Annotated in this window: 18 protein-coding genes; 6 read left to right on the top strand and 12 right to left on the bottom strand. The window is 71.6% G+C overall.

From position 1 onward, the window contains the following. Positions 1-373: 373 nt before the first annotated feature. Positions 374-1,543 carry an AAA family ATPase gene (locus BG418_RS24900; RefSeq protein WP_188276206.1) on the bottom strand — a complete coding sequence of 390 codons (1,170 nt, stop codon included), beginning with the start codon at positions 1,541-1,543 and terminating at the stop codon, positions 374-376. Between the two features lie 242 nt (positions 1,544-1,785). Here BG418_RS24900 and BG418_RS24905 point away from each other — a divergent pair, with 242 nt between their 5' ends. Further along, positions 1,786-3,420, top strand: a complete 1,635-nt coding sequence (locus BG418_RS24905) for a hypothetical protein (protein ID WP_188276566.1) — start codon at positions 1,786-1,788, stop codon at positions 3,418-3,420. Between the two features lie 191 nt (positions 3,421-3,611). Here BG418_RS24905 and BG418_RS24910 read toward each other — a convergent pair whose 3' ends face one another. Next, positions 3,612-3,959: a DUF1330 domain-containing protein gene (locus BG418_RS24910; RefSeq protein ID WP_188276207.1), complete on the bottom strand. Its 348-nt coding sequence runs from the start codon at positions 3,957-3,959 to the stop codon at positions 3,612-3,614. A 114-nt stretch (positions 3,960-4,073) separates the two neighbouring features. Next, positions 4,074-5,111 carry an NAD(P)-dependent alcohol dehydrogenase gene (locus tag BG418_RS24915; protein WP_188276208.1) on the bottom strand — a complete coding sequence of 346 codons (1,038 nt, stop codon included), beginning with the start codon at positions 5,109-5,111 and terminating at the stop codon, positions 4,074-4,076. Positions 5,112-5,271: 160 nt separating this feature from the next. Here BG418_RS24915 and BG418_RS24920 point away from each other — a divergent pair, with 160 nt between their 5' ends. Beyond that, positions 5,272-6,165 (top strand): helix-turn-helix domain-containing protein, encoded by an 894-nt coding sequence (locus BG418_RS24920; RefSeq protein ID WP_188276209.1) that lies wholly within the window; start codon positions 5,272-5,274, stop codon positions 6,163-6,165. Positions 6,166-6,168: 3 nt separating this feature from the next. Here BG418_RS24920 and BG418_RS24925 read toward each other — a convergent pair whose 3' ends face one another. The 4 genes from BG418_RS24925 to BG418_RS24940 form a co-directional block, all read right to left on the bottom strand. Next, complete coding sequence (locus BG418_RS24925; protein ID WP_188276210.1) at positions 6,169-6,855, bottom strand: ABC transporter ATP-binding protein; 687 nt, start codon at positions 6,853-6,855, stop codon at positions 6,169-6,171. A gap of 53 nt (positions 6,856-6,908) precedes the next feature. Further along, positions 6,909-8,354 carry an ABC transporter permease gene (locus BG418_RS24930; RefSeq protein WP_188276211.1) on the bottom strand — a complete coding sequence of 482 codons (1,446 nt, stop codon included), beginning with the start codon at positions 8,352-8,354 and terminating at the stop codon, positions 6,909-6,911. Between the two features lie 151 nt (positions 8,355-8,505). Continuing rightward, positions 8,506-9,771: an Ig-like domain-containing protein gene (locus tag BG418_RS24935; protein WP_188276567.1), complete on the bottom strand. Its 1,266-nt coding sequence runs from the start codon at positions 9,769-9,771 to the stop codon at positions 8,506-8,508. A 135-nt stretch (positions 9,772-9,906) separates the two neighbouring features. After that, entirely contained in the window at positions 9,907-10,257 is a 351-nt protein-coding gene (locus BG418_RS24940) for a hypothetical protein (protein ID WP_188276212.1), read from the bottom strand. Positions 10,258-10,366: 109 nt separating this feature from the next. Here BG418_RS24940 and BG418_RS24945 point away from each other — a divergent pair, with 109 nt between their 5' ends. Then, positions 10,367-10,648: a hypothetical protein gene (locus BG418_RS24945; protein WP_188276213.1), complete on the top strand. Its 282-nt coding sequence runs from the start codon at positions 10,367-10,369 to the stop codon at positions 10,646-10,648. 67 nt (positions 10,649-10,715) lie between these two features. Here BG418_RS24945 and hutH read toward each other — a convergent pair whose 3' ends face one another. The 5 genes from hutH to BG418_RS24970 all read right to left on the bottom strand — a co-directional run bounded on the left by hutH (position 10,716) and on the right by BG418_RS24970 (position 16,909). Next, positions 10,716-12,257, bottom strand: coding sequence for a histidine ammonia-lyase (hutH, locus tag BG418_RS24950; protein ID WP_188276568.1), 1,542 nt, complete (start codon positions 12,255-12,257; stop codon positions 10,716-10,718). Positions 12,258-12,545: 288 nt separating this feature from the next. After that, on the bottom strand, positions 12,546-13,700 hold the full coding sequence (locus BG418_RS24955) for a sensor domain-containing diguanylate cyclase (protein WP_223185355.1): 1,155 nt from the start codon (positions 13,698-13,700) through the stop codon (positions 12,546-12,548). A gap of 79 nt (positions 13,701-13,779) precedes the next feature. Next, positions 13,780-14,583, bottom strand: a complete 804-nt coding sequence (locus BG418_RS24960; protein ID WP_188276570.1) for an enoyl-CoA hydratase/isomerase family protein — start codon at positions 14,581-14,583, stop codon at positions 13,780-13,782. 157 nt (positions 14,584-14,740) lie between these two features. Continuing rightward, on the bottom strand, positions 14,741-15,898 hold the full coding sequence (locus BG418_RS24965; protein ID WP_188276214.1) for an adenylate/guanylate cyclase domain-containing protein: 1,158 nt from the start codon (positions 15,896-15,898) through the stop codon (positions 14,741-14,743). 150 nt (positions 15,899-16,048) lie between these two features. Further along, positions 16,049-16,909, bottom strand: a complete 861-nt coding sequence (locus tag BG418_RS24970; protein ID WP_188276215.1) for a biotin--[acetyl-CoA-carboxylase] ligase — start codon at positions 16,907-16,909, stop codon at positions 16,049-16,051. Between the two features lie 153 nt (positions 16,910-17,062). Between BG418_RS24970 and BG418_RS24975 the strand changes: the two genes are divergently transcribed. From BG418_RS24975 to mmpB, 3 genes are all read left to right on the top strand, one after another. After that, complete coding sequence (locus BG418_RS24975; protein ID WP_188276216.1) at positions 17,063-18,646, top strand: acyl-CoA carboxylase subunit beta; 1,584 nt, start codon at positions 17,063-17,065, stop codon at positions 18,644-18,646. 16 nt (positions 18,647-18,662) lie between these two features. After that, positions 18,663-18,869 carry an acyl-CoA carboxylase epsilon subunit gene (locus BG418_RS24980; RefSeq protein WP_188276217.1) on the top strand — a complete coding sequence of 69 codons (207 nt, stop codon included), beginning with the start codon at positions 18,663-18,665 and terminating at the stop codon, positions 18,867-18,869. A 70-nt stretch (positions 18,870-18,939) separates the two neighbouring features. Next, a complete protein-coding gene (mmpB, locus tag BG418_RS40595) occupies positions 18,940-19,068 on the top strand; it encodes a morphogenic membrane protein MmpB (RefSeq protein ID WP_262928610.1) in 129 nt (42 codons plus the stop codon). Positions 19,069-19,110 lie beyond the last annotated feature (42 nt).

Raw genomic sequence — 19,110 nt, forward strand, 5'->3', positions numbered from 1 at the left:
CGAAGGGCTGCGACGTGTGCGTCGCGCTGGTCGGGCAGCGGCAGGGCGCGCGGGATCGGGGAGATCTGTCGGGTGTTACGGATGCGGACGTGGAGATCCGTAACCATCCGCATCGGACTCGGGGCCCGCGATGACCGCCCGCTCGGTACTGCGGTATGTCGAGCATCGGATCGCTCGACATCCCGGCACGGACGTGACGTTCGAGGCGGAGTGCCTGGGGTGCGACTGGCAGGCGGCGGCCTCAACGGACGGCGCGGCCGTCGACGTGGAGTGCATGAGCCACACAGGGCGGTCGGGGCACCCGGGGTTCCGTCGGGTGTGTACCTCGTTCGCTCGCGTCGAACGCGCCGAGTAGCCGCTTCAGGCGGCCCTGTCACCTCTTCGGCCAATGCCAGACCGGCTCGTCCAGCACCCCCTGTCCCTCCACCACCGTCTGGCCGAACTCCTTGACCAGTTCTATGACGTTGGCCCGGTGGGACAGGGCGTCGGCCAGGGGGCGGGCGTGGGTGACCACCACCAGTTGGGTGTGCTTCGTCGCCTTGCGGATCAGGGCGGACAGGGGGGTGAGCAGGTCGGGGTGGAGGCTTGTCTCCGGCTCGTTCAGGACCATCAGCGCCGGGGGGCGCGGGGTCAGGAGGGCCGCCACCCAGAGCAGGTAGCGCAGGGTGCCGTCGGAGAGTTCCGGCGCGGTCAGGGGGCGGAGCAGGCCGTGTTGGCGCAGGCGGAGTTCGAGGCGGCCGCCGACCAGGTCGATCTCGACGCGGCTGCCGGGGAACGCCGCGTCCACCGCCTCGTCCAGCCCCTCCCGGTCGCCGATCTCCCGGATCGTCTGGAGCGCGGCGGCGAGGTCCGCGCCGTCGCCGCTCAGGACCGGCGTACGGGTGCCGATGTGCGTGCCCCGGGCCGGCGCGTGCGCGTCCGTACGTACATGGTCGTAGAAGCGCCACGCACGGACGCGTTCGCGGACCGCCAGGACGTCCGGTGCCCGCTGCGGGTCGGCGAGTTCGCCGAGCATCGAGTCGTACGGACGGATCTCGCCCGCCGAACGCTGCCAGGTGCCGTCGGCCGACCGGACCTTCACCGCCTGCCCGGCCCGCTCGGAGAGCACGGTCGCCGGGCGCAGCACCGGGCCGCTCCAGATCGACTCGCGTTTGATCTCCGGGTCGAGCGTGAAGAGCGAGTCGGGGTCGCCCGCCGCGCCGCCGGGGTGGCCGAAGTCGACCGCGTAACCGAAGTCGTCGCCCGCGAATCCGAGGCGCAGGCTCACCGGTTCGGTGCGGACCGTGCCCTGGAGCGGGCTGCGGCCCTCGCGGACCGCCCGGCCCGTCCGCTCGGGGCCCGCCCACAGCGTCGACGGCAGTCCGCCCTCGCGCGCGAGGGCCGCGACCGCGCCCCCGCGCGCGGAGTCGGCGAGCAGCCGCAGCGCGCGGTACAGGGACGACTTCCCGGTCCCGTTGGCACCCGTCACCACATTGAGGCGGTCGAGTCGTACGACCAGGTGCCTCAGTGAGCGGTAGTTCTCGACGGCCAGCGTGGTGATCATGTCTTCGAGGGTAGGGACCAGGTCTGACAATCGCCGCCCGGCGACCGGCCGTGGCAACCCCCGTGCGTCCTGGTGCGTCCCTGTGGACAGCCCGTGAGAGCGATCACTGTCTGTGTCAGTGCGGGACCGTAGGGTGGGGCGACGTGGGGATCAGCCAAGTCCTGTGGACCGACAGGACCGACGCGACCAGGGACGGAGCCATCTCGCCGTTGCGCGGCGGATGGCTGCGACCCGAGTGGCGCGTGCCCGCCGTCGTCACCGCGGTCGTCGTTCCGCTGTACGTGGTGTGGGCGCTGCTCCTCGCGACCGGCGGCGGCGACCTCGCGGCCCAGCTCGCCTGGGCGGGCTTCGCGGCGCGGCATCCGGTCTCCGCGTACAACCTCTCCTGGTATGGCGGCGCGCACACCGCCAACTACAGCCTGCTCACGCCGTGGTTGATGGCCGCGTTCGGGGTGCGGGCCGTCTCGGTCGCGGCGGGGTTGTCCGGTACGTGGCTGATGGCCCTGCTGTTCGTACGGGCGGAGGGCGCGCGGGGCGACGGGGGTGACCGTCCCTGGCGGGGGCTGTGGCCCGCGCTTCTGGCGGCGGCCGCGCTCTGGTGCAATGTCGTCTCGGGGCGGACCACGTTCGCGGTGGGGGTGTCGTTCGCCCTGGCCGCCTGTCTGTTTGTGCAGGGGGCGGGGTCAACAACCGTTCGGCGAGCAGTGGTCCGGGATCGGAGCAGTGCTCTCGGATCGGCCGAGCGGTCCGGAACGCGACTCGTGCTCGCATGTGTGAGCACCGCTCTCGCCACCATGGCCAGCCCCGTCGCCGGGCTCTTCCTGCTCGTCGTCGGCGCCGCGTACGGGCTCGACAGGCAGTGGGCGAAGGCCGCCGTGCTGAGCGCGCCGCCGTGCGCGGTCGTCGGAGCCACCACCCTTCTCTTCCCCTTCGAGGGCGAACAGCCCATGGCGCTGGGCAAGGTGTGGATGCCGCTGGCCGTATGCGCCGCGCTGCTGCTCGCCGCGCCCGTCGCCCGTACGTGGAAGGTGGTGCGGGTCGGGGCCGCCGTGTACGCGGTCGGTGTGGTGCTCACGTACCTCGTCGCCTCGCCCGTCGGGTCGAACGTGGAACGGCTCGTCGGGCTCGCCGGGCCGCCCGTCCTGCTCGCCGCGCTGCTCGCGCCCGGGCTCGACCGGACGCGGCGGGTCGTGCTGGCCGTGACGCTGCTCGTCTCCGTCAACTGGCTGCGCGACAAGACGCTCGACGACATTCACGTCTCCACCGTCACGCCCGCGTGGGCGGCGCATACGGACGGGCTGGTCAGCGAGTTGCGGCGGCTCGGGGCGGACCGCACGCGGGTCGAGGTCGTACCGGCGCGCAACCATCGCGAGGCCGCGGTGCTGGCGGCGGACGTCAATTCCGCTCGCGGCTGGAATCGGCAGCTCGACGTCGAGCGCGGCCGCCTGTTCTACGACGGGTCGTTCACGGCGGCGCGGTATCGCGACTGGCTCGATCGGTGGGCCGTCGGATACGTCGCCGTGCACGACGGGCTGCCCGACGGGCCCGCCACGGCGGAGGCCTCGCTCGTTCGGGAGCAGCCGCCGTGGTTGGAGCATGTGTGGCGGGATGAGCACTGGACGGTGTACCGGGTGCGGGGTGCCGTGCCGTTGGTGTCCGCGCCGGGGGTGGCCGTGGGGGGTGATGACGCGTCGCTCGTGGTGCGGATGCCGCGTGCGGGATCCGCGGTGGTGCGGATCGCGTACTCGCCGTGGTTGCGGGCGACGGGGGGTGCGTGCGTTGCTCGTGACGGGGAGTTTGTTCGGCTCACCGTGCCGCGGGCCGGGGAGTATCGGCTTGAGTCGCCGTATCGGTGGCCTCGTGGGGGCGGGTGTTGAGCGCCGCCGGGGTTTGGGTGAGTGGTGCGGTGCGGGTTGTGTGTGGCTTGTCGCGCCCACGCGGCGGAGCCGCACAATGTCACAGCCCCGCGCCCCTAGGAATCTTCGGCTCCGCCGTCGTCACCGTGCGGACCGTGCTTGGTTGATCGCGCAGTTCCCCGCGCCCCTAAAAGCCCTGTAGGGCGCCCCAACTACGCCGACTGCGCGGCCCTGAGACGGGCTGCCGTCGTCGCCGCCTGGTAACCCTCCCCCACCCCCTCCACCAGCACCGCATCCCCCTCGATGTGGTTCGTACGCAGCGGGAGCAGGGCCTGGTACTCCGGGGAGTCGTACCAGGCCCGGGCCGCGGCTATGTCCGGGAACGCGATGACCACCAGGGCGTTCGGCCACGTCCCCTCCCGCACCTCCAAGGTCGCACCGTGGACCAGGAAGTGGCCGTCGAAGGGGGCCAGGGTGGACTGGATGGTCTCCATGTAGACGAAGACGTCCTCGGGCATCGTCGCGGTGCGGCGCAGGTTGGCGATGGCGTACGCGGTCATGGCAGTGACCTCCTCGGTCGGCAGTCCCCGCCCGGATATGCCGGTGCGGCGATGCCCCGATCCTGCCGGGCCACCGCCGCACCGTCGATTACCTCAGACGTAAGGCAAACGGACTCAGATCGTCGCCGCGTCGATCACGAACCGGTAGCGCACATCGCTGGCCAGCACCCGCTCGTACGCCTCGTTCACCTGCTCCGCGCGGATCAGCTCGATCTCCGCGCCCAGGCCGTGCTCCGCGCAGAAGTCCAGCATTTCCTGGGTCTCCGCGATGCCGCCGATCATCGAACCGGCGAGGATCTTGTTGCCGCCGATGAGGCCGAACATGTTGAGCGCGTTCGGCTCCTCGGGGGCGCCCACGTTCACCAGCGCGCCGCCCGGCTTCAGGAGCGAGAGGTAGGCGCCGAGGTCCAGCGGGGCCGAGACCGTGGAGACGATCAGGTCGAGCGAGCCCGCGAGCTTCGAGAAGGTCTCCGGGTCGCTCGTCGCGTGGAAGTGGTCCGCGCCGAGCTTCAGGCCGTCCTCCTGCTTGCGCAGCGTCTGGCTGAGCACGGTCACCTCGGCGCCCAGCGCGTGCGCGATCTTGACGCCCATGTGGCCGAGGCCGCCGAGCCCGAGGATCGCGACCTTCTTGCCGGGGCCCGTCTGCCAGCGGCGCAGCGGCGAGTACAGCGTGATCCCGGCGCACAGCAGCGGCGCCGCGACGTCCAGGGAGAGGCTGTCGGGGATGCGCAGGGCGAAGCGCTCGTCGACGACGACGTGGGTGGAGTAGCCGCCGTAGGTGGGCTCGCCGTCGCGGCCGATCGCGTTGTACGTGCCGACGCCCTGGGCGCAGAACTGCTCCTGCCCGGCCCGGCACTGCTCGCACTCGCCGCAGGAGTCGACGAAGCAGCCGACGCCGACCCGGTCGCCGACCGCGTACTTCGTCACGGCCGAGCCGGTCTCGGCGACCACGCCCGCGATCTCGTGGCCCGGGACCATCGGGAAGATGGCCTCGCCCCAGCCCTCGCGGGCCTGGTGGATGTCGGAGTGGCAGATGCCCGCGTACTTGATCTCGATCAGGATGTCGTGCGCGCCGACGGGACGGCGCTCGATGGTGGTGCGCTCCAGCGGTGCCTTGGCGGCGGGGGCGGCGTAGGCGGCGACGGTGGTCATTGCCTTCTCCTCAAGATCTCGGATACGTCCACCACGGTGCCGCGTCCGGGGCCTGTCACCCAGCCCCCTGGTCTACGTACGTCCGCCGTGCGTACCACCGGTGTGCGTACTACTGGCAGGGTCAGGCTCACGGTCGTACGACAGCGGATACTGGGATGTCATGGACCAGCGTGCCGAACTCAGCGAATTCCTCCGCTCCCGCCGGGCCCGGCTCAAGCCCGGGGACGTGGGGCTGCCCGACTTCGGGCGGCACCGGCGGGTGCCGGGGCTGCGCCGCGAGGAGCTGGCGCAGCTGGCCGGGGTGTCGGTCGCGTACTACACCCGCCTGGAGCAGGGGAACGGGCAGAACGTGTCGACCGAGGTCCTGGACGCGATCGCCCGGGCGCTGCGGCTGACCGAGGCCGAGCAGCAGCATCTGACGCACCTCGCCAAGCCGACCACGACGAAGAAGAAGCGGGCGGCGATGGCCCGCCAGCAGCGGGTGCGGCCGGAGCTCCAGCATCTGATCGACTCGATGGAGTCGGTCCCGGCGTATCTGCTCGGCCGCCGGCTCGACCTGCTGGCCTGGAACCGGATGGCGGCCGCCCTGATCGGCGACTTCGTCGAACTGCCGCCGGAGGAGCGCAACTTCGCCCGCCATGTCTTCCTCGACCCGACCGCCCGCGAGCGCTACCTCGAATGGGAGGACAAGGCGGCCGAGGTGGTGGGCGTGCTGCGGCTGTGCGCGGGCTGCTACCCGGACGACCCGCTGCTCACCGCGCTGGTCGGCGAGCTGTCGGTGAAGAGCGACGAGTTCCGTACGTTGTGGGCGGCCCACACCGTCCGCCAGAAGGGCCACGGCAGCAAGCGGCTGCACCACCCGGTGGTGGGTGAACTGACCCTCTCGTACGAGACGTTGAAGATGCCCGACGAGCACGATCTGTCGCTGGTGACCTATTACGCGGAACCCGGCTCGGCCTCGGCCGACTCGCTGCGGCTGCTCGCGAGCTGGGCGGCGGCCCCCGAGACCGGGAGCCGCCCCACACCCGTCACACCGCCCACCGGCGCCGCGTAGACGTCACGCCGCCGACGCGTTCTCCGTGATCGTCACCCTGCCCTTGCGGATGACCGCGATGCGCGGGGCGCGGCGGGCCAGCGCGGTGTCGTGGGTGACCATCACGAACGTGAGGTGGTGCTCCTTCCAGAGCGCTTCGAGCACCTCCATGATCTCGTCGCGCATGCCCTCGTCGAGGTTGCCGGTGGGCTCGTCGGCGAGCAGCACCTTGGGGCGCTTGACGACCGCGCGGGCGATCGCGACGCGCTGCTGCTGACCGCCGGACATCTCGCCGGGCAGATGGGACAGCCGCTCGCCCAGGCCCACCGACGTCAGCGCCTCGGCGGCGCGCTCACGGCGGTCGGCGGCCTTGAGGCCGAGCGGGACGAGGGCGGTCTCGACGTTCTCCTGGGCGGTGAGCGTCGGGATCAGGTTGAAGCTCTGGAAGACGAAGCCGATGGACTCGGCCCGCACCTTGGTGAGCCGGGCCTCGGGCAGGCGCCCGAGGTCGACGCCGTCGAGGACGACGCTGCCCTCGGTCGGCCGGTCGAGCCCGCCGAGCATCTGGAGCAGGGTGGACTTGCCGCCGCCGGTGGGCCCCTGGATGACCAGGCGTCCGCCGTCCTCGATGGTCAGATCGACCCCGTCGAGCGCGTTGATGGTGTCCTTGCCCCGCCGGTACCGCTTGGTGACGCCGCTGAGTTCGTACATGACTCGGGGTCGGTTCCTTTCGTACGTACGTGAGATGGGCGGTGCGCGGACGGCTACTCGACGCGGCGCAGGGCGTCGGCCGGGCGCAGCCGGGAGGCGCGCCAGCCGCCGAAGCCGCCCGCGACGAGACCGCCCGCGACCGCGAGGGCCACGGCGAGGCCGATGGTGGTGAGGGAGACCGGCGCGGTCAGCGCGATGTCGACGGCCTTGGCGGCGCTCCGGCGCCCGAAGCCGCCGCCACCGAAACCTCCGCCGCCGTTGCCGCCACCGCCGCCGAGCTGCGCGGTGAGCGTCGGGCTGATCGCGGTGACCGCGTACGCGCCCGCGAGGCCGAGCGCGATGCCGAGTGCGCCGCCCATCAGGCCGTTGACCAGGGCTTCTCCGACGACCTGGCGGGTGACCCGGCCGCTCTTCCAGCCGAGCGCCTTGAGCGTGCCGAACTCCCGCACCCGGCGGCTGACCGCCGACGAGGTGAGCAGCCCGGCCACCAGGAAGGCGGCGGCGAGCACCGCGATCGAGAGCCACTTGCCGACGTTGGAGGCGAGGCTGGAGGCGGTGGACAGCGAGCCGGACACGGTGTCGGCGAGATCGGCGGAGGTGGTGACCGTCGTCCCCGAGACGTTCTTCTGGATGGCCGTCTTCACGCCCGCGATCCGCTGCGAGTCGGCCGCCTTCACATACACCGTGGTGATCTTGTCCTTGGCGCCCGCGAGCGCCTGCGCCTCGCCGAGCGGCAGATAGACGTTGGCGGCGGCGTTCCCGCTGTCGGCGGTGGCCAGGCCGATGATCGTGTACTTGGTGCTGGAGATGGTGACGCTGCCGCCGGCGGCCAACTGCTTCTCCTTGGCGTACGCGCTGTCGACGACCGCGACCTTGCCGGCGCTCTCGTCGCTGCGGAAGGTACGGCCCGAGGTGATCTTGGAGGAGGTCAGCGGGCCGAGCTGCTGCTTGGTGACGTCCGTGCCGTACACCGTGAAGGAGTTGACGTCGAAGGAGGCGCCGCCGCCCTGGACCTCGCCCTGCGGGCCGGTGCCGCCCGAGCCGCGCCGGGACTTCTGCTGCTGGCGGTACTGCTTGAACTCGCCGCGCGTGAACTGGCCGTTGACCTTCAGGACGGTCAGGTTCAGGCCGCCGACCGCGTCCGCGACGCCGTCCTGCTTGTCCACCTGGCCCACCGTCGAGGACGCCAGGGTCTGGAAGCCCTGCACCATCACCCGGTCGCTGCTCTGGTCGCCGGTGTCGCCGCTGCCCTTGGCGTCGAACTTGAAGCGGGGGCGGCCGCCGTCCGAGGAGCCGGGCGGGGGCGCGGCCTTGGTGACGGTCATGTCGGTGCCGAGCCCGTACAACGACTGCAGGACCTTGCCCTGCGCCCGCGTCATCCCGGTCGACACCGAACTGACCACGATGACCAGCGCGATGCCGAGCGCGAGCCCCGACGCGACGACGAGCGCCGCTTTTCTGCGGCGGCGCAGCTCGCGCCGGAGATAGGTGAAGAACATGGGCGCGAAGGTAGGCGCGAGGGGTGATGAGGAGTTAAGGCCGCGATGAGAGCGCCATGAGAACCCTCAACGACGGCTCTGTGTACGGACGTACGACAGTGGCCGCGCACCGGAATCCGGGCGCGGCCGCTGTCGTACGGACGGAAGGGGCTCAGGCGGCCGAGCCGGCCTGCCAGGCCGACCAGCTCAGGTTCCAGTCGCTGAAGCCGTTGTCGGGCGCGATGGTCTTGTCGCCGGTGTTCTTGACGATGACCACGTCACCGACGATCGAGTGCTCGTAGAACCAGGCACCCGCGGTGCCCGCGTCGTCGGCGCCCTTGGTGTCGGACAGGCCCACACAGCCGTGGCTGGTGTTGACGCTGCCGAAGATGGACTTGTCACCCCAGTAGTTGCCGTGGATGAACGTGCCGGAGGCGGAGAGCCGCATGGCGTGCGGGACGTCCTTGATGTCGTACTCGCCCTTGCCGTCACCGTCGGTGAAGCCGACCGTGGCGCCGTTCATCCGGGTCTCCTTGAACTTCTCGGAGATCACCATCGTGCCGTTGTACGTCTTGTGGTCGGGCGCGCCGGCCGAGATCGGGATGGTCTTGACCGTCTTGCCGTCCTGGGTGACGGTCATCTGGTGCGTGTTGGCGTCGACCGTCGAGACCTGGTTGCGGCCGATCTTGAAGGTGACCGTCTTCTCCTGGACGCCGGTGATGCCGTTGGACGCCTGGACGCCGTCCAGGTCGAGCTTCATCGTCACGGTCGAGCCGGACTTCCAGTAGTCCTGCGGACGGAAGTCCAGGCGCTGGGCGCCGAACCAGTGGCCGACGACCTCCTGGCCGCTGCTGGACGTCACCGAGATGTGGGACTGGACGTCCTTCTTGTTGGTGATCGCCTTGTCGAAGGTGACCGAGACCGGCATGCCCACGCCGACCGTCGAGCCGTCCTCCGGCGTGAAGTTGCCGATGAAGCTGTTGCTGGGCGAGACGGTCGAGAACGAGGCGTTCTCGTGGGCCTCGCGGCCCTTCGCGTCCTTCGCGGCCGCCGTGATCTTGTACTTGGCGGAGCGCTTCAGCTGCTTGTCCGGCGCCCAGCTGGCGCCGTCCGCCGAGATCTTGCCGGTGACCGCGGTGCCGTCGGCCGAGGTCATGGTGACCGAGGTCAGCTTGCCGTCGGCGACGGTGACCTTGGTGCCGTTGTTGATGCCGACGTTGTCGGCGCCGTTCTTGGGCGTGATGGTGATCTTGGCGTCGGAGGTGTCCTTCTCGGCCGCCTTGTCGACCTGGGACTGTGACGTCTTCGAGGCGTCGGCGCCGCCCTTGTCCTTGGAACTGTCGTTGCAGGCCGACAGCACCAGAACGCCACCGAGCACGGCGGACGCGACCACAAGTCCCTTGCGCCGCTTACTCTCCGTTATCACACGCTTCTCCATCATCGCCGGTCCCCAACCATCGACTGAACAACGTAGCCGCTGAGGCTGTGGTTCCATTTCCGGAGGAGGTGTGGGAAAGCCCACCCGGCGGCGCCACCCGGGCCGGGTGACCCCGGCCCTGCGGCTCCGCGGACGCTACGGCCTCGGGCCGCCGTCCCCGTCCTCCTCGTCCGTCTCATCTTCCTCGTCGAGGTCCCAGTCCTCGTCGTCGGGGTCGTACTCGATCTCCTCGCTGCTCCACGAAGCCTGGGCGAGCTCGACCCCCGGCACCTCGGCGATCAGGTCGAACGGATCGACCAGATACGCCAGGGCCTCCGCCTCGTCTTCCCGCACCGCCGACTCGGCATGCGCGCGTTCGAGCTCCGGAAGGAGTTCGTCCGCCGTGATGCGCTCAAGCGCCGCGCCCGTCAGCGCCTCCGTGTCGTCGATCTCCAGGATCAAATCAACCCGGAGGCGTACATAACGTGGTGTCTCTTCAGTGGTCATGCGACGGAGCGTAGGGCTCCGGGCCGCCGCGACTTTCCTGCGACCCGCTGCTTTCACTAGCATCGGCACACACCACCAATTCGCCGTATCCACAAGGGGGATCGACCAGGTGCCCATCGCTCGCCGGCCGCTGCTCACCGCCACCGCGGCGGGCTCGCTGCTCTGCGCCCTGTGGTTCGTCCCATCCGCCAACGCCACGGACGCGCCCGGCAAGCCGCAGTCGGCCCCGGCCCACTCTTCGGCGACCACCTCCGGCACGGAGTCGGACCCGGCCCTCGCCGACACGGGCAGCGTGGACACGTCCCCGTACCTCTTCGGCGGCACGCTGTTCCTGGGCGTGGGCGCCGGTTTCGTCGCGTTCTCGGTACGGCGGGCGCGCCAGCAGTACTGAGCACGTACGAGACCGTACGAGAAAGGGCGCCCCGGAAATCCAGGGCGCCCTTTGCCGTACGTACGGATCAGGCCAGCGGGCCCGTCACCGGCTCCACGGCGGCGACCAGCTCACCGCTGCGCACGAACGCGTCGGCGGCGGCCAGGTCGGGCGCCAGGAAGCGGTCGGGGCCGGGGCCGCCGACACCGGCCGCGCGGGCGGCCGCGATGGCGGCCTGCGAGGCGGGCGCGGGGGTCAGGCCGTGGCGCAGCTCGATGCCGCGGGTCGCCGCGTACAGCTCGACGGCGATGATCCGGGTCAGGTTGTCGATCGCGGTCCGCAGCTTGCGGGCGGCCGACCAGCCCATCGAGACGTGGTCCTCCTGCATGGCGGAGGAGGGAATCGAGTCGGCGGACGCCGGGACGGCGAGACGTTTCATCTCACTGACCAGGGCGGCCTGGGTGTACTGGGCGATCATCAGGCCGGAGTCGACACCGGCGTCGTCCGCGAGGAACGGCGGCAGGCCGTGCGACCGGTTCTTGTCGAGCAGCCGGTCGGTGCGGCGCTCGGCGATCGAGCCGAGGTCGGCGGCGGCGATGGCGAGGAAGTCCAGGACGTACGCGACGGGGGCGCCGTGGAAGTTGCCGTTGGACTCGACGCGGCCGTCGGGCAGGACGACCGGGTTGTCGACGGCCGAGGCGAGCTCGCGCTCGGCCACGGTCAGGGCGTACGCGATGGTGTCGCGTCCGGCGCCCGCGACCTGGGGCGCGCAGCGCACCGAGTACGCGTCCTGGACACGCGGGGCCTCGTCCTGCTGGAAGTGTCCGGTCAGGCCCGAACCCTTCAGCACGGACAGCATGTTGGCGGCGGAGGCGCCCTGGCCGGGGTGCGGGCGGATCGCGTGCAGCTCGGGCGCGAGGACCTTGGCGGTGCCGAGGAGCGCTTCGAGGGAGAGGGCGGCCGTGATGTCGGCCGACGTGTAGAGCTTCTTCAGGTCGGCGATGGCCATGACCAGCATGCCGAGCATGCCGTCGGTGCCGTTGAGGAGGGCCAGGCCCTCCTTCTCGCGCAGCACGACGGGCTCGATACCGGCCTCGGCGAGCAGTTCACCGGCGGGCCGCACGACGCCGTCGGGGCCTTCCGCGTCCCCCTCGCCCATGAGCGTCATCGCGCAGTGCGAGAGCGGGGCGAGGTCGCCGGAACAGCCGAGCGAGCCGTACTCGTGGACGACCGGGGTGATGCCGGCGTTGAGGATGTCCGCCATGGTCTGCGCGACGGACGGGCGTACGCCGGTGTGGCCCGAGGCGACGGTCTTGAGCCGCAGGAACATCAGCGCGCGCACGACCTCGCGCTCCACGCGCGGGCCCATGCCGGCGGCGTGCGAGCGCACGATGTTGCGCTGGAGCTGGGCGCGCAGGTCGGGGCTGATGTGCCGGCTGGCGAGGGCGCCGAAGCCGGTGGAGACGCCGTACACGGGCTCCGGCTTCGCCGCGAGGGCGTCGACGATCTCGCGGGCTCTGGCGAGGGCGTCGAGCGCTTCGGCCGAGAGTTCGACCCGGGCGCCCTGACGGGCGACGGCGACGACGTCCTCCGGGGTCGTCCCGGACGTCCCCACCACGACAGTGTGCATATCCATATTCAGCAGCGTACGGACTGAATCGCCGCGTGTCACTAGTGGGCGGGGGGAGGACCCCTTACGGGGGCGATTCCCCACCCCGCCCCTTCCCGAAAGCCCTGGGCGGGCGGCCGGGTTCTTTGGCTGACCGCCGGTGGGGGCTTGTCGCGCAGTTCCCCGCGCCCCTAAAGGAGGGCCCGAAGGGCCCATCTAAGGGGCGCGGGGAACTGCGCGCGCAACCCAGCACGGTCCGCACCCGAAGAGCCCCCTCGGAGAGTTTCGGGAAGGGGCGGGGTGGGGAATTCACCCCCGGCCACGGAAGCGGCGGCGTTCCGCCCGTTCCGGCACAGGCGCGTCCGCCAGGGGGACCACCGCGTCGTCCCGGCCCGCCACCACCGGCTTCGGCGCGCGCGCAGCCTTCGCGCGGTACTGGGCCGCGTCCGCGAGGCGGAAGAGGCGGCGGGCCGAGCGGACCGGCCCGATGGGGTCACCCGTCGAGGCGACACCGCACGCCACACCCTCACCCAGCTCCAACTCCCCCGCCCGCAGGCACAGTTCGGATGCCACCCGCACCACCTCCTCCGCCGACGGACCCAGCGTCAGAAGGCAGAACTCGTCACCGCCCAGGCGTGCCGCGAGCGCGCCCGGGAGCATCGCGCCGCACAGCGACAGGACGGAGCCGAAGCGCTCCAGCAGCCGGTCGCCCACCGCGTGCCCCCGCGTGTCGTTCACCCGCTTCAGCCCGTTCAGGTCGCACACGACCAGGCTCACCACCACCCCGTCCCGCCGATGCGCCTCGATCGCCTCGTCGAGACGTACGTCCACCGCGCGGCGGTTGGCCAGACCCGTCAGCGGGTCGGTGAAGGCGAGGCGGCGGACCTCTTCCAGGCGTTCCGTCTGGGCGATCCCCGCCGCCGCGACGGAGGCGAGAACGGTGGCGAAGTCGGCGTCGGACGCGTCGAAGACGGGGGCGCCGAGCGGACGGGCCACGTACAACTCGCCCCACGCCCGCCCGTGCAGCACGATCGGCGCGACCACACAGCAGCCGCGCCCGCGCCGGCGCAGGGCCGTCACCCGCTCGTGGCAGTAGCCCGCCGAGTCGTCGGGCCCGGCCGCAGTCTCCACCCACGCGTTGGGCTCGCCCCCGCCTGCCCAGCGCTCGTGCAGGAACTCGGTGATCTCGGGGAACTGGTGCACCGGATACGTCTCGTCCTCGGGGAACTCCTCCTCCCCCGCAGCCCGTTCGCCCGCGTTCACCAGCACCCGCAGCCGCCCCAGCTCCCGCTCCCAGGTGGAGAGCGCGGCGAAGTTCCCGGCGAGCGCGTCCCGCGCGCCGAGCGCGGCCGCCCGCCAGGACTCGCGCGGGGTGTGGGCCGCCGCCATGGCCTGCGCCAGCGACACCACGGCCCTCAGCCGTACGTCCTCGGCTCCGCCGACACCCTCACCCTCACCGCGCATCCCTCCAGCTTAGGTAGGTTTGCCCGGTTTTGAGCCACTGGCCGGGCCAGCCGTTCACGCCCCCGGCCCACCTACCGGCTCACTCCCCCGGCCACTTCGGCTTCCGCTTCTCGTTGAACGCCGCCACGCCCTCCGCCCGGTCCCCGGAGAAGGCCACCGACCGCCAGGCCGCGTCCTCGACCTCCAGGCCCGCCCGCAGGTCGAGGCCGTGGCCGAGCCGCATCGCCCGCTTGGCCGCGCGCAGCCCGACCGGCGAGTTCGCGGCGATCCGCGCGGCGAGCGCCAGCGCCTCGGTACGGTCCTCGCCCGCGTCGACGAGTACGTCCACGAGGCCCAGCTCGCGCGCCTCCGCCGACTCCACCCGCCGCGCGGTGAAGACCAGTTCGGCCGCCCGGGCCGCCCCCACCCGCCGGGGCAGCAGCTGCGTACCGCCGCCGCCGGGGATGACACCGACGGAGACCTCGGGCAGCCCGACGACGGCCGTCGCGTCCGCCACGATCAGATCGCAGGCCAGCGCCAGCTCGAACCCGCCACCGAGCGCGAAGCCGTGCACGGCCGCGACCGTCGGCATCGGCAGGTCGAGCACGCCGGTGTAGCAGGCCCGCGCGGTCGGCCGCTGGCGTACGAGCTCTGCGTCGGTGAAGGAGTTGCGTTCCTTCAGGTCCGCGCCCACGCAGAACGCCCGCTCGTGCGTCGACGTCAGCACGGTGGCGCGCACCTGCGCGTCGGCCGCGAGCGCGTCGCAGGCGGCCGCGATCGAGCGGGCCATCTCGGACGAGACGGCGTTCATCGCCTTGGGCCGGTCCAGAACCAGCTCGGCGACGTACTCATGCCGCCGCACGGCCACGAACTCCCCGTACCGCTGCTCATCCGTACCCATCAGACCCTCCCGACGACGTTAACGAACGTTACGTCGGGGATCCTAGGCGGACTCTTGGAAGGCCGATACGGCGCCGGGTGCCCTACTAGGGGCGCGGGGAACTGCGCGACCAGCCCACGACGGCCCGCAGACGAGTAACCGCACCCCTGGCTAGGCGGAGCTACGTACGCCGGTGCAGCATCCACGGCTCCACCACGCCCAAGCCACGCACCGGCCGCTGCCACATCGGCTGGAGCGCGAACCGGTACCGAGGCGGCTCCTCGCCCTCCTTCTCGGCGGCCGCCGCCTCCTCGGCGGCCTGCGCCTCCGAGACCGGCGCGTCCCCGGCCCGGGTCAGCTCCTCCGCGAAGGCGCCGTCGACCAGCACGGAGTCCTTCGGCGCTATCGACGTGAGCCGGCTCGCCAGGTTCACGGTCGTGCCGAAGACATCGCCCATCCGGGTGGTGACCGTGCCGAACGCGATGCCGACGCGCAGCGCCGGCATCGTCTCGTCATGGCTCATGGTCTCGATCAGCCGGAGCGATATCTCGGCGGCGGTCCCGGCGTCGTCGGCCGCGAACAGGACCTCGTCGCCGAGCGTCTTGATGAGGCGGCCGCCATGGGCCGCGACGAGGTCGGCAGCGGTCGTCTCGAACGCCTCGACCAGCTCGCCGAGCTCCTCCTCCTCAAGGCGCCGGGTCAGCCGGGTGAAGCCGACGAGGTCGGCGAAGCCGACGGCGAGACGCCGGTCGACCATCTCCTCGTCGTCGGCGGCCTGCACCACGCGCCCGGTCGCGGCGGCGAGCTGGCGCCGCCACACATAGACCAGGAACTCCTCCAGCTCCGGCAGCAACAGCTCGACCAGCGGATACGTCACTTCCGTACGGGTCATACCGGGCTCGGGCGGCTCGGTCAGGCCCTCCAGGAAGGAATCGATCTGCCACTCCGCCAGCCGGGCGGTGGTCTGCCCGGTGGAGCGGGCCACCTGGACGGCCATGGGCTCGCTGAGCAGCCCCGCCTCGACCAGACCGGCCAGGCGCCGCAGCGCGAGCACGTCCGCCTCGGTGAGCGCCTTGGCCTGTCCGATGTCGGCGAACCCCATGGCCCGCCAGAACCGCGAGGCGAGCTCCATGGAGACACCAGCCGTACGAGCCGCCTGGAACGGCGTATAGCGGCGGTCCGCGCCGAGGATCAGCTGCTCAAGCCGGATCGCGAGCGGGTCGTGCGTCGGCTCGGCGGTGTGGTCCACGGCGTGGTGCGGGGTCGGGTACGCGGAGCTTGGGGCCGGTTCCGACGGAGGGCGGCCCCCCTCGCCGGACTGCTTGTCGTCGACGGTCACCAGCCGCCTCCTGCCCGTTCCCTGCGCATTCCCTGCCGATCTGTCGCTGGATCGGGCTCCACGATACGGCAGGTGTGCCGTAGCTCACGTCCCTGTGGCCCGTCGACTCTCCGCCAGGGTGGTGCTGTCGCTACCCGTCCGCCCGGCGCGTCAGCTCGCGGCGGGGCGCAGGTGGACGATGTCGCCCGCCGCAACGGGCTCGCGTACGCCCTCCTCCGTGGCCAGGACCAGCCGCCCGTCGCCGTCGACCGCGACCGCCTCGCCGGTCAGGGAGCGGTCGCCCGGCAGCTCCGCGCGCACGCTCCGGCCGAGCGTCGCGCAGCCCGCCGTATACGTCTCCTGCAACCGGGACGCCGCCGGGTCGCCGCCCGCCTCGCGCCAGTCCACGTACCACTGCTCAAGCGAGCGCAGTACGGCCCGCAGCAGTGTGTCGCGGTCGGTGGAGACGGCGCCGGCGAGCGCCAGCGAACCGGCGGCGGGGACGGGGAGTTCGTCGGCGCGCAGCGACACGTTCAGGCCGATTCCGACCACCACCGCGTCCTCGCCCGCGCGCTCGGCCAGGATGCCGCCCGCCTTGCGCTCCTCGCCGTCGACCGTGACCAGCAGGTCGTTGGGCCACTTCAGCGCGGTGTCGACGCCCCCGGCGCGGGACAGACCCGTGGCCGCCGCGACACCGGTGAGCAGCGGCAGCCAGCCCCAGCGCTCCATCGGGACGCCCGGGCCGGGCTTGAGCAGGACGGAGAAGAACAGGCCGGAGCGCGAGGGCGCCGTCCAGCTGCGGTCGAGGCGGCCCCGGCCCGCCGTCTGCTCCTCGGCCACCAGGACCGCCCCCTCGGGGAGCGAGGCCGCCCGGGCCGCGAGGTCGGAGTTGGTGGAGCCGGTCTCCTGGACCACCTCCAGGGAGGTCCACAGGGCGCCGGGCCGCACCAGCGCGTGGCGCAGGGCGGCGGCGTTGAGCGGCGGCCGGTCGAGGTCGGACCAGCGGCTGTCGGGTGCGTCCGAGGGCGTCATGTAGCCAGGTTAGGCGGGAGAACAGCCGGTTCGGGACACCTGCGGGGGCGCACGCCGGTGTGGCCAACGCCGCACTGCCGAACGGTATCCGCGCCACTACCCTACGAGTCAGTAGCCAGCCGAACCCGTGACCAGGCAGGGAGCCGCATCCCGATGTCCGAGCCGGAAAAGACCGACATCCACACCACCGCGGGCAAGCTCGCGGATCTGCAGCGCCGTATCGGCGAGGCAACGCACGCCGGCTCCGAACGCGCTGTGGAAAAGCAGCACGCGAAGGGCAAGTTGACCGCCCGTGAGCGGGTCGACCTGCTCCTCGACGAGGGGTCGTTCGTCGAACTCGACGAGTTCGCCCGGCACCGCTCGACCAACTTCGGGATCGAGAAGAACCGCCCGTACGGCGACGGTGTCGTCACCGGTTACGGAACCGTCGACGGCCGCCCCGTCTGCGTCTACTCCCAGGACTTCACCATCTTCGGCGGCTCGCTCGGCGAGGTCTACGGCGAGAAGATCGTCAAGGTCATGGACTTCGCGCTGAAGACCGGCTGCCCGGTCATCGGCATCAACGACGGCGGTGGCGCCCGGATCCAGGAGGGCGTGGTCGCGCTCGGCCTGTTCGCCGAGATCTTCCGCCGCAACGTGCACGCCTCGGGTGTCGTCCCGCAGATCTCGCTGATCGTCGGCCCGTGCGCGGGCGGTGCGGTGTACTCGCCCGCCATCACCGACTTCACGGTGATGGTCGACCAGACCTCGCACATGTTCATCACCGGCCCGGACGTCATCAAGACGGTCACCGGCGAGGACGTCGGCTTCGAGGAGCTGGGCGGCGCGCGCACCCACAACACCACGTCGGGCGTGGCGCACCACATGGCGGGCGACGAGAAGGACGCCATCGAGTACGTCAAGTCGCTGCTGTCGTACCTGCCGTCGAACAACCTGAGCGAGGCCCCGGCCTTCCCCGAGGAGGCCGACCTCGAAGTGTCGGACACCGACCGGGAGTTGGACACCCTCATCCCGGACTCCGCGAACCAGCCGTACGACATGCACACGGCGATCGAGCACGTCCTGGACGACGGCGAGTTCCTGGAGACGCAGGCCCTGTTCGCGCCGAACATCCTCACCGGGTTCGGGCGCGTCGAGGGCTACCCGGTCGGCATCGTGGCCAACCAGCCGATGCAGTTCGCGGGCTGTCTGGACATCGACGCGTCCGAGAAGGCCGCGCGGTTCGTGCGCACCTGCGACGCGTTCAACGTGCCGGTCCTCACCTTCGTCGACGTGCCCGGCTTCCTGCCCGGCGTCGACCAGGAGTACGGCGGCATCATCCGGCGTGGCGCCAAGCTGATCTACGCGTACGCCGAGGCCACGGTCCCGCTGATCACGGTCATCACCCGCAAGGCGTTCGGCGGCGCGTACGACGTCATGGGCTCCAAGCACCTGGGCGCCGACCTCAACCTCGCCTGGCCGACCGCGCAGATCGCGGTGATGGGCGCGCAGGGTGCGGTGAACATCCTGCACCGCCGCACGATCGCGGCCGCCGACGACGTCGAGGCCACGCGTGCAGAGCTGATCGCGGACTACGAGGACACGCTCCTCAACCCGTACATCGCGGCCGAGCGCGGTTACGTCGACGCGGTGATCATGCCGTCCGACACCCGGGCGCACATCGTGCGCGGGCTGCGTCAGCTGCGCACGAAGCGGGAAAGCCTTCCCCCGAAGAAGCACGGCAACATTCCCCTCTAGGCCCCGAGGAGCCGTCATGATCAAGGTCGTACGGGGCAATCCGACCCCGGAGGAGCTGGCCGCCGCACTGGCGGTGGTCCGTGCGCGCGCCGCGGCGACGGCATCGGTGTCGTCCGGTGCGCCGCTGCCGCCCGAGGAGTGGTCGACCCCGGCCCGCATCGCCCGCCACCCGGTCCCGAGGCCGGGTCCGCGCGCGTGGGCACGTACGTACTGGCCGGCGTAGTCCCGAGGGCCCGGGCGCCTGAGTACTCGTACTCAGGCGCCCGGGCCCTCGCCGCCGCAGTATCGAAGGCATGCTGTGGTCCGACCCGAAGAACGAGCCGCCGAAGGAACTGCGCGAGGCACAGGCGAAGATGCGCCGCGCGGGGCTGGTGCTCGCGCTGCTGATGATGTTCGCGATGCTCGTGGTGAGCGTGCACTGACGGCTGACGTGCGGGGACGCCGTACGCCGTCAGAGCCTCGCG

The sequence above is a fragment of the Streptomyces sp. CBMA152 genome, assembly GCF_014596475.1.
GTDB lineage: Bacteria > Actinomycetota > Actinomycetes > Streptomycetales > Streptomycetaceae > Streptomyces.